At 69.8% G+C, this 15,297-nt stretch carries 14 protein-coding genes; 6 read left to right on the top strand and 8 right to left on the bottom strand.

Annotated elements, in window-relative coordinates; all coding sequences use genetic code 11:
- Positions 1–921 carry an RNA polymerase sigma factor SigJ gene (sigJ, locus tag BLU81_RS06230; protein WP_092542445.1) on the top strand — a complete coding sequence of 307 codons (921 nt, stop codon included), beginning with the start codon at positions 1–3 and terminating at the stop codon, positions 919–921.
- 341 nt (positions 922–1,262) lie between these two features.
- On the opposite strand, the gene BLU81_RS06225 is transcribed toward sigJ, so the two are convergent.
- From BLU81_RS06225 to BLU81_RS06205, 5 genes are all read right to left on the bottom strand, one after another.
- Positions 1,263–2,264 (bottom strand): alpha/beta fold hydrolase, encoded by a 1,002-nt coding sequence (locus BLU81_RS06225; protein WP_092542443.1) that lies wholly within the window; start codon positions 2,262–2,264, stop codon positions 1,263–1,265.
- Entirely contained in the window at positions 2,264–3,055 is a 792-nt protein-coding gene (locus BLU81_RS06220) for an alpha/beta hydrolase (RefSeq protein WP_231954225.1), read from the bottom strand. The genes BLU81_RS06225 and BLU81_RS06220 overlap by 1 nt, the downstream gene beginning before the upstream one ends.
- Positions 3,056–3,097: 42 nt before the next feature.
- Entirely contained in the window at positions 3,098–5,821 is a 2,724-nt protein-coding gene (locus tag BLU81_RS06215; protein WP_157751317.1) for an AfsR/SARP family transcriptional regulator, read from the bottom strand.
- A gap of 68 nt (positions 5,822–5,889) precedes the next feature.
- Positions 5,890–6,459 carry an SMI1/KNR4 family protein gene (locus BLU81_RS06210; RefSeq protein WP_092542437.1) on the bottom strand — a complete coding sequence of 190 codons (570 nt, stop codon included), beginning with the start codon at positions 6,457–6,459 and terminating at the stop codon, positions 5,890–5,892.
- A gap of 9 nt (positions 6,460–6,468) precedes the next feature.
- Positions 6,469–7,158: a DUF4184 family protein gene (locus tag BLU81_RS06205; RefSeq protein WP_092542435.1), complete on the bottom strand. Its 690-nt coding sequence runs from the start codon at positions 7,156–7,158 to the stop codon at positions 6,469–6,471.
- Positions 7,159–7,241: 83 nt separating this feature from the next.
- On the opposite strand from BLU81_RS06205, the gene BLU81_RS06200 reads away from it, so the two are divergent.
- Together BLU81_RS06200 and BLU81_RS06195 are read left to right on the top strand one after the other, a co-directional pair.
- The gene (locus BLU81_RS06200) at positions 7,242–7,964 is read left to right on the top strand and encodes a dienelactone hydrolase family protein (protein ID WP_092556671.1); all 723 of its coding nucleotides are present in this window, start codon (positions 7,242–7,244) and stop codon (positions 7,962–7,964) included.
- Positions 7,965–8,038: 74 nt separating this feature from the next.
- A complete protein-coding gene (locus BLU81_RS06195) occupies positions 8,039–11,197 on the top strand; it encodes a penicillin acylase family protein (RefSeq protein ID WP_092542433.1) in 3,159 nt (1,052 codons plus the stop codon).
- Here BLU81_RS06195 and BLU81_RS06190 read toward each other — a convergent pair.
- Positions 11,194–11,556, bottom strand: a complete 363-nt coding sequence (locus BLU81_RS06190; protein ID WP_092542431.1) for a VOC family protein — start codon at positions 11,554–11,556, stop codon at positions 11,194–11,196. The genes BLU81_RS06195 and BLU81_RS06190 overlap by 4 nt on opposite strands.
- Positions 11,557–11,624: 68 nt before the next feature.
- Here BLU81_RS06190 and BLU81_RS06185 point away from each other — a divergent pair, with 68 nt between their 5' ends.
- The 3 genes from BLU81_RS06185 to BLU81_RS06175 all read left to right on the top strand — a co-directional run bounded on the left by BLU81_RS06185 (position 11,625) and on the right by BLU81_RS06175 (position 13,550).
- Positions 11,625–12,596 (top strand): helix-turn-helix transcriptional regulator, encoded by a 972-nt coding sequence (locus BLU81_RS06185; protein ID WP_092542429.1) that lies wholly within the window; start codon positions 11,625–11,627, stop codon positions 12,594–12,596.
- A gap of 32 nt (positions 12,597–12,628) precedes the next feature.
- Complete coding sequence (locus BLU81_RS06180) at positions 12,629–12,934, top strand: hypothetical protein (RefSeq protein WP_092542427.1); 306 nt, start codon at positions 12,629–12,631, stop codon at positions 12,932–12,934.
- 181 nt (positions 12,935–13,115) lie between these two features.
- Positions 13,116–13,550 (top strand): hypothetical protein, encoded by a 435-nt coding sequence (locus BLU81_RS06175; RefSeq protein WP_092542425.1) that lies wholly within the window; start codon positions 13,116–13,118, stop codon positions 13,548–13,550.
- Between the two features lie 4 nt (positions 13,551–13,554).
- Here the strand turns inward: BLU81_RS06175 and BLU81_RS06170 are convergent, their stop codons facing one another.
- Together BLU81_RS06170 and BLU81_RS47645 are read right to left on the bottom strand one after the other, a co-directional pair.
- On the bottom strand, positions 13,555–15,003 hold the full coding sequence (locus BLU81_RS06170) for a HEAT repeat domain-containing protein (protein WP_092556669.1): 1,449 nt from the start codon (positions 15,001–15,003) through the stop codon (positions 13,555–13,557).
- Positions 14,997–15,275 carry a hypothetical protein gene (locus BLU81_RS47645; protein ID WP_157751315.1) on the bottom strand — a complete coding sequence of 93 codons (279 nt, stop codon included), beginning with the start codon at positions 15,273–15,275 and terminating at the stop codon, positions 14,997–14,999. The genes BLU81_RS06170 and BLU81_RS47645 overlap by 7 nt, the downstream gene beginning before the upstream one ends.
- Positions 15,276–15,297: the final 22 nt, after the last annotated feature.

Raw genomic sequence — 15,297 nt, 5'->3', positions numbered from 1 at the left:
ATGCCCGACGAGACGGTGGCGGCCGGTTATCGGCCGCTGCTGTTCTCCATCGCCTACGGGATGACCGGTTCGGCCGGTGATGCCGAGGACATCGTGCAGGACGCGATGCTCGGTCTGGTCAAGGCCCGGCGGGCGGGCACCGTGGTCGAGAATGTGAAGGCCTACCTGACGACGACGGTGACCCGGCTCGGCATCAACCATCTGGGGTCGGCCCGGGTGCGGCGGGAGACCTATGTGGGAGCCTGGCTGCCCGAGCCGATCGTGGTCCCGGTCGGTGAGCCGGGCCCGGCCGAGCATGTGGAGCTGGCCGATTCGCTGTCGATGGCGTTCCTGGTGATGCTGGAGTCGCTGTCGCCGGTCGAGCGGGCGGTGTTCATGCTGCGTGAGGTGTTCGGTTACGGCTATCCCGAGGTGGCGGGCCTGGTCGGCAAGTCGGAGGCGAACTGCCGCCAGATCTTCGCCCGGTCCCGTCAGCGGGTCACCGCCTCCGGTGTCACGCCGCACAGCGCCCCGGCGCGGCAGGCGGAGGCCGCCGAGTTGGCCGACCGCTTCTTCGCCGCGGCAGCCGGTGGTGACATCGAGGCGCTGCTCGGCCTGCTGGCCCCCGACGTGGTGATGATCGGCGACAGTGGCGGCAAGGCGCAGGCGGTCACGACGCCACCAGCCGGGCGGCTGCAGGTCGCGCGTCTGTTCGCCGGCCTGTTCCGCCGCTTCGAGAAGGTCGGCGTGACCATGCGCCTGGCCTGGGTCAACGGCCGCCCCGGCGCGGTCTTTCACGACCCCCAGAACCGGGTGTCCGCGGTGATGTCCCTAGAGCTCGCCGACGGCGTCATCCAAACCGTCCGCTCAGTGGTCAACCCTGACAAGTTGGGCCACCTGGGCCCCGTCTCCGACATAGGACTGAAACCCCAGAAGACTTGACCCTTTTTGTACGTTCCAGCAAAGCCCCGCCTCGTCCCCGCGGCCGCGTCCCGGTGCAAGACCGAAACGCGACCGCCGGGCCGAATGCGGCGGTTACCGGCTACCACTCCCCACATCACAAAAGCACCGAGACGGATCGGGTGTCCCCCGATCACCTCCGCGTGGGTCAGACCACGCGGAGGTTCCCCGAGCCGATCAGGCGGTCCTGCCGAAGAGCCGAAACCGAGGCCGAACCCGGAACCCGAGAACCGGAGCCGAAGCCGCGGCCGGAGCTGGAGCTGGAGAGCCAGAACCAGAACCGGGGCCGGGGAGCTGGAGACCCCGGCCGGGTCCCGTCGTGGCTAGCCGAGGAAGGTCAGGAGGCGTTCGGTCATCTCCTCCGGGTGTTCCTCGTAGATCCAGTGGCCGGAGCCGGCGATGAGGGCGCCGGTGACGTTCGTGGCGTACTGCCGGGCCTGTGTCTCGACGGCGGCGCCGAGACTGTGGTCGGCGCCGATCGCGAGGACCGGCATCGGGAGCAGCGTCTTCTTGTTGACGACGTTGTCGGTGATGTCCGCTGGGAAGGCGCGGAACCACTCGAAGCTGGCCTTCAGGTGGGCGTCGTCCTGCAGATAGGAGGCGAAGACCTTGACGTCCTCGGGGCCGACACCGTCCTTGACCACCTCGAGGTGGTCGGTGAAGCCCTGCACCCACTGTTCCTCGCGGCCGTCAACGGTCTGCTCGGGCAGTCCGTTGGTGAGCGAGAAGAACCCGAACTGCCAGGCGCCGGGACCGCCGGCCGTCAGCGCCGGGAACGAGTGGAGGCTGTCGTCCGGGATCGGCGCCTCACTGAGCACCAACTTCGTGACCTCGGCCGGATGGGCGACGGCGTACGCGTAGGCGACCATGGTGCCGATGTCGTGCCCGACCAGACGGATCCCGCTCGTCAGGTCGAGCTTCGTGAGCAGGCCGTGGATGTCAGCGGCCATCGTCTTCTTGTCGTAGCCGGTGGCCGGGGCGTCACTCTTGCCGGCGCCGCGCAGGTCGGGGGCGATCACCGTGTACCGCTCGGCCAGAGCGGGCATGATCTCGTGCCACTCGTACCAGGTCTCCGGGTACCCGTGCAGCAGCACCAGCGTCGGGCCGGCACCGCCGCGGACGTAGTTGATGCCTACCTCACCGACCTGGACCTTCTGCTCGGTGAAACCGGCCGGCACCTGGTCGCGGGGCCCGGACGGCACCTGGCTGCCCGAGCCGGACAGCACGTTGTCGCCGGAGCCGGCGACGGCCGGGACCACGAAGGCCGCGCCCGCGATCAGGGCCGCGGCCGCACCGGCCAGCGCCCATGTTCGTACCCGCGCCATCAGAGGTTCTGCCCTTTCAGCCAGGTCAGGGTGGTTTCGGCGACTTCGTGCCAGCCGGAGTCGATGGTCAGGGAGTGGGCTTTGTCGGGGAAGTCGATGATGTCGGTGACGGCGTGGGAGTGGCGGTACTGCTTGAGAGTCGAGCGGACCACCACCTCCGGAACGGTGTGGTCCTTACCGCCGGCGATCAGCAGCAGGGGGCCGCGGGATTCGTTGGCGGTGTCGACCTTCGCCGGGGAGTGCGGGTTGAAGTTGGCGGCGGCGGCTTCGAACAGGGGTTTGCCGGGTGCGGGTATGGACCAGCGGTCGTACAGGTCGGTGGATTCCTGTTCGGTGACGGTGTTGGCGAAGGCGTACCGGAACTGTTCCTTGGTCAGGGACACCGCGCGGTTGGTGTTGGCGGGGTTGCTCAGGACCGGGAAGCCGGAGCGCAGGGTGGACAGTGGGAGTGGGAGGACGCCTTTGATCTGGGCGGCGTCGATGGCGATGGCGGCGGTGGCGAGGTCGAGGCCGAGGAGTTTCTGGGCGATCATGCCGCCGAAGGAGTGGCCGATCAGGATGGGTTTGGTGGGTAGGGCTTCGATGATGCGGGCGTAGTGTTCGACGACGTCGTCGATGCCGTGGCCGGCGAGGGCGTCGGGGTTGGCGCGGGTCTGTGCGACGGTTTCGGCGTCACCGGGCCAGCCGGGTGCGACGGCGTGGTAGCCGCGGTCGGCGAACAGGTCGATCCAGGGCTGCCACGAAGAGGCGTGCAACCACAGACCGTGGATGAAGATGACTGGTGTGGACATGCCCATGAGCTTGGAAGAAGCTTGTGGACAAACAGTGGGCGTCTATCTCAGGGCCACCAACTTGGCCCGGATCTTGCGGGCTGTCGACGCGTCCAGTTCGTCGGCGATCTCCAGCGCCTGTTCCCAGGTCTCCCGGGCGGCGGTCACGTCACCGGCGGCCAGGTGGGCGTCGCCGAGGTGGTTGCGGACCAGCGGTTCCGCGCCGGTGATGTGCCCGATGGCCTGGGCGGCGGCCAGCGAGTCCTGGAAGTAGGTGAGTGCGGTGGCCGGGTCGCCCTGCCGCAGATGGCAGTAGCCGATAGTGTCGAGGATCGCGGCGTAGCTGACGGAGTTTCCTTCGACCTCGGCGATGGCCAGGACCCGCGCGCTCTCCGCAGAGGACTTCGGGTAGTCGCCGACCAGGGCGTAGGCCGCGGCCAGTTCGCTCCGGGCGATGGACTCCACCGTGATGTCCCCCATCGTCAGGGCCAGTGCCACCGCCTGCCGGCCGGCGTCCAGCAGCCGGTCCATCTGTTCCCGGTCCTGGTAGACCTGGCAGAGGGCGACGTAGACCCGGAACTGGGTGGCCACGTCGCCGAGGCTCCTCGCGATCTCCAGGCTGCGCAGCCCGTACCGTTCGGCCTGGTCCGCCCGGTCGGCGCGCAGGCTCATGGTGACCAGGCCGTTGCTGATCCGGGCGATCACCAGCTGGTCACCGAGCCGTTCCGCCGACGCCAGCGCCACCTCCAGCATCCGGATCTCGGTGTCCACGTGCTGGTTCAGCGGGGACATCGACCAGGTCAGCCGCCACACGTGGTCGTCGAGTCCCTGCCGGTACGCGGCTTCGACGGCACCGACCAGCACCCAGTGTTCGGCCCGGAGCCAGGCCATCGCGGCGTCCGGCTCGGCGTGGGCCAGGGGCCGGGCACCGTCGGCGGGGGTGTCGAGTGTCACCGGCACCGCGTAGGGCATGACGGCGAGTTTGGCCGCCACCGCCGAATGCAGGTAGTGGTCGAACAGACGTTGCCGGGCGTCGGTTCCCTCGTCGTCGGCGAGCAGTTCGGTGGCGTACGCCCGCAGTAGGTCGTGGGATTGATAGCGGCCCGGAGCGTGTTCGGTGATCAAGCTGCCGTGGGCGAGTTCGTCGAGTGCCGCCTGCGCCCGGTCGGGGGTGACATCGGCGGCCGCCGCGGCGGCTTCCGGTGTCACGTCGGGGCCGGGATGGACCGCGAGCAGCCGGAAGACGCGTGCGGTGACGGGGGTGAGAGCGGCGTACGACCAGGAGAACACGGCTCGCGCGTTGACCGTGACGTCCGGTGAGGTGAGCGCGTCGAGTCCGCGTGCCGCGTGCAGTGCGGCGGCCACCCCGGCGAGTGGCTGTTGGGGGCGCAGGGCTGCTTTCGCCGCGACGATCGCCAGGGCGAGCGGCAGGCCGGCGCAGAAAGCGATGATCTGATCGACCGCGTCCGATTCGCGCTGCACCCGGGCCGGGCCGAGTCGCCGGGTCAGGAAGGCGTGGGCGTCCGGGGCGGCCAGCACGTCGAGGGTGACGGCGACGGCACCTTCGGCGGCGACCAGTCCGGCGAGGCTGTTGCGGCTGGTCACGATCACCAGGCAGCCGGGTGAAGACGGCAGCAGGTCGCGGACCTGTTGTTCGTCGCGGGCGTTGTCGAGCAGGACCAGCATCCGGCGGCCCCACATCCGGCTGCGGAACAGCGCGGCCTTGGCTTCGCGACCGGCCGGAACCTTCGTCGCGGGTACGCCCAGCGCGTCGAGCATCCGGGTCAGCGCGTCACCGGGTTCCATCACGCGTTCGGCCGGGTCGAAGCCGCGCAGGTTCAGGTAGAGCTGCCCGTCGGGGAACTGGTGGGCGACGCGGTGGGCCCAGTGCACGGCCAGGGTGGTCTTGCCGATTCCGGCCATCCCACCGATCGCGCTGATCACCACCGGAGTCGAGGCGCCGGTAGGCGGCCGGTACAACGCCAACACTCCGGCCAGTTCGTCCTGCCGCCCGACGAACACCGCGAGATCCCGCGGTAACTGCGCAGGGCGGTCCGCCTCATCGGTCTCCTGCTGCAGCACCTGCTGGTGCGCGGCCCGTAGCTCGGCGCCCGGGTCGACGCCCAGATCCTCGGCGAGCCGCCGGGTGACCTGCCGGTACATCTCCAGGGCGTCGGCCTGCCGCCCGGCCGCGGTCAGCAGCAGCATCACCCGGGCCTGCAGCGCCTCGTCGAGTGGATGCCGGTCAGCGGCCTGTCGCAGCACCCCGAGCACCTGGTCGGCGGCGCCCGCGGTCAGGGCCAGGTCGGCGGCGTTCTTGGCGGCCTGCTGGTATTCCCGGTCCAGGGCCACCACCATCGGATGCTCCCGGATCCGGGACGCGAACCCGGCCAGCACCGGCCCCTGCCACAGTCGCAGCGCCGCGACGAACCCGCCGATGTCGGGTGCCTGCCCGGTCAGCGCCCGGAACCGCAGCAGGTCCAGTTCGTCGGCGGTGACCACCATCCGGTAGCCGCCGGCCGACCGCGCCAGCCAGCGGCCCGCTTCCCGGGGTGCGAGTTCCGGTTCCAGCACCCGCCGCAGAATCCCGACGATCCGGTGGATGCCGTTGACCGCGGTGCCCGGCGGTTCGTCACCCCACAGCACGTCGATCAGCTCGGCCATCGCCACCGGCCGACCGCCCGCCACCAGCAGCAACCCGAGCAGCGCCCGGTGTTGCGGCTTGCCCAGGTGAACCTCGTGCCCGTCACGCCAGGCCCGCACCGGCCCCAGAACCTCGAACCTCACACGTGTCTCCCACCCGAGCGGCCCCGCCACAACCTACCGCCCCGAGGGGCACCGACATGAGATCGCGGTCAGCCGGTCAGGTCGCGCCAGAACGGCACGGTCACCTGGGGATTCGTCGAGGTGGTGGTGGGGTCGGTGCCGAACTCCTGGTGGAGGTAGTCGAGGAGGTCGGTGCCGTAGATGATGACGTCGGTCTGGTGGATGGACAGGACCGGGTGACCCGAGGTGCCACGGCCGGCCGGCAGGAAGCGGTGGCCGTAGACCGGGACCATCACCGGCACCGTCGCGAGATGCTCGCGGGCGGACTCGACGGCCGCTGCGGCTGTGGGTGGGCGTGAACCCCAGCCGGGATGCCAGTACCTGTTGTGTTCCACGTCGAAGAGGACGCCGTCGACCGGCAGGTCGAGCTTCGCGCGCAGGTCGGCGGGGTCGCCGGCGCGCCAGTCCGGCCATTTCCGGTCGCCCACCGGCAGGGCGATGTGAAGAAATGCACGATGGTCGTCGGCGAACGTGAAGCCGAACGTCTGCTCGACCCGATCCAGTTCGGACTCGGTCAGGCCGGGCTGGACGTCCTGTCGTGTCCGGGCGAGACGACGTCCCGCTTCCTCGCCCAGTGCCGTCCCGGTGATCTCAGCCATCGACTCAGACTAATCGAGTGCCGGTACCCGGCGGGGCCGGGCCACGGCCGCCCCGGCCAGGAGGCCCAGGGCGAGGGCTGCCAGTAGGCGTACCCCAGTGGTGTGTGGCAGGAAGGCGGCCGGGAGGAACGGGATGACCGCGACCAGCGGCGATGTCACCGCGACCGCCGTGAACCAGAAGCGGGCCGGCTGCCGGGGCACAGTGGGTGCCTCGCCGTGCCAGCGGTGGATCAGGCGGCGCCGGCCGATCACCGCGGCCAGCGCGAGCATGCCGGCCAGCCCGGCCAGGTGGGCCGGGATCTCCAGGAACGGGACGGCCTGTTCCAGGTCGTCGAGCAGGACGTGACTGGCCGCGCCGATCAGGGCCGAAAGGACGGTGATCCACCAGCGGTGACCGGAAACGGACAGTGCCCCGTAGTCCCGGAGGGTGAACGGGCCGCCGGCCGGGAGGTGCGCGGCGACGACCGGGGCGGCCCGGCGGGTCAGGAGGCAACCGAGCAGGGTCACCGGCAGGCAGAACAGGATCAGCCCGTGCCACTGGTGTGACAGCGGCCAGACGGGCAGGTGACTGCCGTCGACCAGGTACGCGATGTCGGGTGACGCGGCGCCGATGGCCAGGGCCACCCCGTCGAACCAGCGGGGCCGCCAGAGTTTCAGGGGCAGGATCGCGGCGGGATGCGTGGGAAAGGTACTCGGCACGGCCCGGACGGTAGCCGACTGTCGCCAATCGACTGACGGGCCAGAACACCGACTGACCGATTTGGGTCGGTATTGTGTCGATCATGAAGTTGATTGAGGACGAGGTTCGTGTCGGCGACATCCGGACGGTGGTGATCCGGCCGGACAAGAGCGGGACCTGGCCGGGACTGCTGCTCTACACCGACATCTTTCAGCTCACCGAGTCGACGCTGCGGACCGCGCGCCGGCTGGCGAGCGCCGGTTTCGTGGTGGCGGTGCCGGAGATCTACCCGCACGGGCCGCTCTCCGGGGTGGTGCTGGAGTTCGACGACGCGGGTAAGCAGCGGGGCCTGGCCGGGGCGGCGGCGACCAGTGCGGCCGAGTTCGACGCGGACCGGCTGGCCGTTCTGGATCATCTGTCCGATCGCGACGACGTGGACCGGATCTTCGTGACCGGGTTCTGCATCGGCGGGCATCTGGCGTTCCGGGCCGCGTTCGACTCCCGGGTGGAGGCGACCGTCTGCTTCTACCCGACGGGACTGCACAACGGGGCGCTCGGTAAGGACGCGGACGCGGGTTCGCTGCAGCGGGCCGGTGAGATCCAGGGCCGCCTGATGATCGTTTTCGGTAGTCAGGATCCGCACGTTCCGGCGGACGCCCGGCTGGCGATCCTGCAGCGCCTGTACGCGGAGGGTCTGACCGATCTGGAACTGCACGTCTACACCGGAGGCGAGCACGCGTTCATGCGGGACATCGGCCCCCGTCATGATCCGATGCTCACCGACCACGCGATCGTCGAAGCGGCCAGGTTCCTGAACGAAACCTAGCCTTCACAATCTTCGATGTCTTAGCATCCTGAGAAAGTTTCGCGTCTTTCCGGCGTACCCCGAAGGGAACCCCGATGCGCCGACGTCTTTCTCCGGTCTTAGCCCTTCTCCTCGCCATCCCCGCGACGCTCGCCACGGCCGACCCCCAGCCGGCCGTGGCGGCGTACGCCACCAACGACTACTGCCTCGGCGAGTGCTCCGACATCCTGCCGCCCGGGCAGAACGGCAACGCCGACCTCGCCACGATCCTGGCGCACCAGGCGTTCGGCACGATGCCCGGCAACGCCAGTAACCAGCTCGCCCCCTACGCCAACCTCACTTACAGTTACACCGGCTTGACCCCACAGCAGATCAACACCTTCTTCAACGACGCGTCGTACGGTGTGGCAGCGGCCGACGTAGCAAGCACCAAAACCCCCCGCTCCGACGTCACGATCGTGCGCGACAAGAAGCTCGGCATCCCGCACATCACCGGCACCACCAGGGCCGGGACCATGTTCGGCGCCGGTTATGCCGGAGCCCAGGACCGCCTGTTCCTGATGGACCTGATGCGGCACGTCGCCCGTGGCAGCCTGACCGGTTTCGCCGGCGGCGCCGAGGGCAACCGTGACCTGGAGCAGAGCGTCTGGCGTAACTCCCCGTACACCGAAGCCGACCTGCAGAACCAGCTCACCACCTTGCGGAACTCCGGTACGAGAGGTGCCCAGCTCTACGACGACGTGCTGCAGTACCTCGCCGGCATCAACCTGTACATCGACGACTGCATGGCGGCCCGCAACTGTCCCGGCGAGTACGTGTTGACCGGACATCTTGACTCGGTCACCAACGTGGGCGGGCCGGTCGACTTCGTGCCGACCGACCTGATCGCGGTCGCCGGGGTGATCGGTGGCCTGTTCGGCGGCGGTGGCGGCACCGAGATGCAGTCGGCGCTGGTCCGGATCGCGGCCCGCGCCAAGTACGGCACCACCGCCGGCGACCAGGTGTGGCAGCAGTTCCGGGCACAGAACGACCCGGAGGCGGTGCTGACCTTGCACGCGGGGCAGAGTTTCCCGTACGGCGGCGGTGATCCGAACGCCTCGGGCGTGGCCATGCCGGACGCCGGGACGGCCACCCCCGAGCCGCTGATCTACGACCGCACCGGCACCGCCGCCACCGGCGTGACCGGGACCAGCGCGATCGCCGACTCACTGAGCACGCTGACGATCGACAGTGCCCAGCGGGGCATGTCGAACGCGGCGATCGTGAACGCCGCGAACTCGGCCACCGGGCATCCGGTCGCCGTGTTCGGACCGCAGACCGGCTACTTCGCGCCGCAACTGCTGATGCTGCAGGAGTTGCAGGGCCCGGGGATCAGCAGCCGGGGTGTGGCGTTCAGCGGACTGAACCTCTACACGCTGCTGGGACGCGGCCCGGATTACGCGTGGAGTGCCACGTCGTCGGTGCAGGACATCACCGACACGTACGCCATCCGGCTCTGCAACGCCGACGGCAGCACCCCGACCACGGCGTCCACGTCCTACCTCTATCACGGCACGTGCACCGCGATGGAGACGCTGAGCCGCACCAACGCGTGGGCGCCGACGACCGCGGACTCGACCGCGGCCGGCTCGTACCGGCTGACCATGCTCCGCACCAAGTACGGCCTGGTCACCTGGCGTGGCAAGGTCGGCGGCACACCTGTGGCGTTCACCGGTCTGCGGTCCACCTACGGTCACGAGGCGGACTCGGCGATCGGTTTCCAGATGTTCAACGAACCGGCCCAGATGGGGACGCCGTCCGCGTTCATGGCCTCGGCGGCGAACATCCCGTTCGCGTTCAACTGGTTCTACGTGAACTCCACCGACACCGCGATGTACACCTCCGGAGCCGAGCCGATCCGCCCGGCCACCGCCGACCCGAACCTGCCGGCCTGGGGTGACGCCGCCCAGGAGTGGACGGGTCTACGTCCGTCCAGTCAACACGTACAGGCGGTCAACCAGGACTACTTCGTCAGCTGGAACAACAAACAGGCGGCCGGTTACTCGGCCTCCGACGGCAACTTCAGCTTCGGCTCGGTGCACCGCGGCGACCTGCTCGACGCGCCGTTGAAGGCGGGGATCGCGGCCGGCACCAAGTACGACCGGGCGTCCCTGCTCCAGATCGTGCAGCAGGCCGGGCTCACCGACCTGCGCGGCAAGGAGGTGCTGCCCACCCTGCTCCGGATGATCGACACCACAGCGGTCACCGACGCCACCCAGGCCGCCGCCCTGACCAAGCTGCGCACCTGGCTGGCCGGCGGCGCGCTACGCAGGGAGACCGCGTCGGGCAGCAAGGTCTACGCGGACGCCGACGCCATCCGGATCTTCGACGCCTGGTGGCCGAAACTGGTGCAGGCCCAGTTCGCCGGTGGGCTCGGCACCGGGCTCTACACCTCACTGGTCGACACGTTGCAGATCAACGAGTCGCCGTCCGGCGGGCAGACCGGCCAGGTGTCGACGCTGCCGCACTCGGCGAACGCGGCACAGGGCCACAAGGGCAGTTCCTTCCAGTACGGGTGGTGGGGCTGGGTGGAGAAGGACCTGCGCGCCGTGCTCGGCGACACGGTGCCGAACTGGTCGACGAAGTACTGCGGCGGTGGCACCGTCAGCACCTGCCGCAGCGCGCTGCTGACCAGCCTGTCCACCGCGATCGCCGAGCCGGCCGCGACCACCTATCCGGCCGACGACCACTGCGCGGCCGGTAACCCGTGGTGTGCCGACGCGATCCTGCAGTCCCCGCTCGGCGGCATCACCCACCCGCTGATCTCGTGGCAGAACCGTCCCACGTACCAGCAAGTGGTGTCCTTCCCGGCCAGACGCGGTGACAACCTCGCCAACCTGGCGTCCGGGAAGACCGTCACCGCGTCGGCGTCGGAGTCCGGTTATCCGGTGGCGAACGCGATCGACGGCAGCATGACGACCCGGTGGGCCAGCGACTGGTCCGAGGGCCAGTGGATCCGCGTCGACCTCGGCGCCTCGACCACGGTCGGCCGGGTGCGGCTGTTCTGGGAGTCGGCGTACGCGTCCGGCTACAAGATCGAGACCTCCGCCAACGGGACCACCTGGACCCCGGTCGCCGCCGTCACCGGAGGCAACGGCGGCGAGGACAATGTGGCGCTCACCGCGAGCACCGCGCGTTACGTCCGCCTGACCAGCGTGACCCGGGCGACCCAGTACGGGCTGTCACTGTTCGAACTGGAGGTCTACCAGCACTAGCTCATGACCGAGATGCAGAACGGGTGGCCGGCCGGGTCGAACAGGACCCGCCAGCGATCCGGCTGCGGCTGGAAGTCCGGCTTGGTGGCACCGATCGCCAGGATCGCCGCCTCGCCGGAGTCCAGGTTCTCGACGCTCAGCTCGACGTGGGCCTGCTTCGGCACGCCCGCGTCGGGCCAGGTCGGTGGCACATACTTGTCCACCTTCACGAAACCGATGCCGCTGCCCGGGCTGCCCAGGTAGACGAACTCGTCGCTGGTGTAGCCGACCTCCAGCCCGAGCAGCTTCACGTAGAAGTCGGCGAGCGTCGCCGGGTCGTCACAGTCCAGCGAGAAGCCGGCGTAGGTGGCGAGTGCCATGGTGGTACCCCTTTCGTCAGCACCAACACTGTCAGCAATGACTGACATCTTGTGGCAGTCTTCGGAGAATGCGTGCCAGTCGTCTCCTGTCGGTCGTCCTGCTGCTCCAGGACCGGGGCCGGCTCACCGCGCAGCAGATCGCCACCGAACTGGACGTCTCGATCCGGACCGTCTACCGCGACATCGAGGCCCTCGGCGAGGCGGGCGTGCCGGTCTACGCCGAAATGGGCGCCAACGGTGGATATCAGCTGGTCGACGGCTACCGGACCCGGCTGACCGGGCTCACCCCCCGCGAGGCCGGCTCGATCTTCCTGGCCGGAGTGCCGTCGGCCGCCGCCGAACTCGGGCTGGGCGCGGTGCTGACCACCGCGGAGTTGAAGTTGAAAGCGGCCCTGCCGGCCCGGCTGAACCGGCACGCCGACGAGATCCGGGACCGGTTCCACCTGGACCCGGCCGGCTGGTTCCGGGAGACCGAGAGCCACCCGCATCTGGCCGCGCTGGCCGGGGCGGTCTGGAACCGGCGGCGGGTCCGGATGGGCTATCGGCGCTGGCGGGAGCCCCGGGAGGTGCAGCGAACGGTCGAGCCGCTGGGCATCGTACTCAAGGCCGGGGTCTGGTATTTCCTCGCCGGTGTCGACGGTGACGTCAGGACCTACCGGGTGGCGACCATCCTGGAGCTGACCGTTCTGGACGAGACCTTCGACCGCCCGTCCGATTTCGATCTCGCGGCCACCTGGGCGGAGTGGGCCGTCGACTTCGAACGCCGCCTGCACCGCGACGAGGCCACCGTCCGGTTCGCCCCGGCCGCCCTGAGCCGCATCCCGTACCTGATGACCCGCGCCATGGCCCGCAACGTGACCGATACCGTCGGCCCACCCGACCCCGACGGCTGGACCACCGTCACCCTCCCGATCGAGTCGGTCCGCCACGCCCACGCCGAGTTCCTGCGGCTCGGCGCCGACGTCGAGGTCCTGGCCCCACCCGCACTGCGCGAGATGATGCGATCAACGGCATCTTCCATGACCAGCTTGTACGGGTGAGAAATGTCAGACCCGGCCGCTAGCCTTCCGGCATGCTTCCCGACGTCGCGGCGCTGATCGACCAACTGCCCGCCAGTGCCGACGATCTGTCACGGCTGGCGGGCACCCGCCCGGACCTGTTCCGTCCACATCAGGAGCAGGTCGTCGCGTCGGCGCTGGACCGGCTGGAGCCGCTGGTCTTCGACGACCTGTGCGTGCTGTTCAGCGGCGCCTCCGACCGCTGCGTGCAGATCCTGACCGCACGGCTGCCGTCCTACCCGGCCTCGCTCGTGCTGGCGGCGATCGGCACTCCGGCGGCCCTGACCGCGATCGCGGCGGACGTGCGCACCGGGCGGTGACCGGGAGACCTACGAGGACTGTTGTGTCTGGATCCCCGACGAGGGCCCGGCCCAACTCCGGTTCACTCCCGAGCGCCGTGCGATCTTCCTGGAGACGGGCGATTTCCCCGGCGCGGAGCACCCGGTCGGGCTGCCGATCGAGCAGGTAGCGGACGCTCCCGCCGTCTGGCACTACCTGTCGTTGCGGCTGGCCGGGATCCCCGGTCTGCCCGCCTGGCCGTCCTCCCACGTGCATCTGGTGGCACCCGGGTCGACCGGTCCTTGGACGTTGTTCGCCACCGCCGGCCCGGACGGCCGCTACCGCGACGTGACAGCCGACTCCTCCTCTTTCACGGACGATCCGTCGTTCGGGCTCGGCCGGGTGGTGCTCCGGCCGTACGGCCCTGATCTGGTCTTTTCCAACGGCCACATCCACTCCACGCCCGGTGTGGTCGGGGTGGCGGGCGGCCCACCGATCGGGCTCTACCCGAACCCGGCATGCCCGTCCTGTAAACGCCTGATGTTCCACGTCGCCACGGTGACGAGCCTGGTCCGCGAACACGGCGACGGCTTCCGCAGCCTCTACCTGTGCGAGGACTGCGAGACGGCCGCCGTCACCGCCACCTCCTACAACTGAGTGTTCACAGACCGGCGCGGTCCAGGATCTCCTCCATCGCCGTCACCGGCAGCGCCGGTGACGAAGCCGCGGCCCGGACTACGTGCTCGCTCTCGTCCTCAAGAAGGGCGATCAGGACCGCGACCGGCAGACGCGCGTGACCAGCGACCGCCCGGCGGACACCCGGATCGGGGCCGGTGGCCAGCCCGGTCAGCAGTTCGGTCGGCAGGTCCGGATCGCCGGCAGCGAGAGCGCGCACCCCCGGATTCGGGTCGGTGGCGAAGCGGCGCAGCGACTCCGGCGGAAACGGGTAGCTGTCAGCGGGCCGCCACCCGTTCTTCCGGAACTCCCGGCTCCACTCCCGTTCGATCTGTTCGGCGGTGGCCACGTCGACCACATGCGGGGCATGGGACACCACCGTCGCACGGACGTCGAGTTCTTCGTCGGCCAGCATCGTTCGCACGGCCTCCAGAGGAAGGGAACCGGCGGCGCGCGCGGCGGCCACCCGGAACCCGATGTACCGGGATGTGACGTGTGGCAACGGGTTCGCAGTCACCCACGGCAACGGGCTCTGCCGCAGCTCATCGATGGCAGCGTTGTCCTCGACGGCCCGGATCAACGCGTCATCGTCGCGGTCGCGGTCGAACGGGTTGACGGGGACTGCCGTCCGGCGTTCGAGGTTCTCGTGGATCTCCTGCCGCAGGTGTTCCGGCAGATCCTCCCGGCCGAAGACCGCCACCTGGACGACCACACTGGAATCCCGGGCCAGGCGATCCCTGGTCTCTGCCGGAAGGTCCGGGTGCCGGGCCAGTTCGCGGCGCACCTTGTGGTCCGGATCCCCGGCCAGTCGCGCAAGAGTCTCCGGGGTGAGGACGGCATGGCGGGCCGACCCGGCACGGGTGGCCGGGTCGTCGAGCAGCGCCGGAACCAGATCGGCCGGTGGCACCGGGTGCGGCAGGAAGCGGAAGTAGGTGGAGCAGGCGGCGGCTCGGACGCTCTGCTCCGGATCGGTGAGCAGTTTGCGCCGCACCGGTTCCGGCGCGCCGTTCCACCACTGTGCGAGCGTCGCCCGGATCTCCGGATCGGGGTCGTCGGCGAGCCGGGCCCGGATGTCCGCGGGGACATGCTTGTTCTGGGCCAGCCACTCCCGGACGAGTCTGTCCGGATCACCGGCCAGTAGTGAGAAGACTTCCCGCGGCCCGTCGGCCCGCAGCGCGAGTGCCGCTCGCACGGCATCGTCCCGGTGCTGGGCGAGCCGCAACCGGACCGGATCCGGCAGCCGCCGGTTGAGTGCCAGGGAGTGCAGGAGCCAGTGGTCGCCGGTGTCGATGATCTCCTCGATGGTCGCCGCGCCGAGGTCGTCGCGCTCGGCCACCTCACCGGATCCCCGCTGCCATCCGACAAGCCGCCGCACCAGTGTCTCCGGTAGTTCCGGGTTGCCCGCCAGGCCCTGGAGCGCCGCGGTGATCAGCATGGCCGCCCGGCCGGCGAAGGCGAGACCGGCAACCCTGCGGCGGGCTCGGCCGACCACCAGCCGGGATTGGTCTCCTGCCAGGTCAGCTCGCCGGTGAAACCCCAGGTCCGGCATAGGTGGTCGAGCGTGTCCCGCTGGGCGACCCCGGCGGGCGCGTCGGGTGCCGTGCCGGGCAGACCGCCGCAGATCGTTGCGCCGTTCGCCGCGCCCACCGAGATCCGCCAGCAGGCGGGCGTGCGGTACAGCAGGACCGACGTGATCGGAGATCTCATCTCACCGTTCCGATGCGAGGGG

Origin of the sequence: Actinoplanes derwentensis, from assembly GCF_900104725.1 — a bacterium.
Lineage (GTDB): Bacteria > Actinomycetota > Actinomycetes > Mycobacteriales > Micromonosporaceae > Actinoplanes > Actinoplanes derwentensis.
Note: the sequence above shows the minus strand (reverse complement) of the source record. Positions and strands in the feature narration are given on the sequence as shown.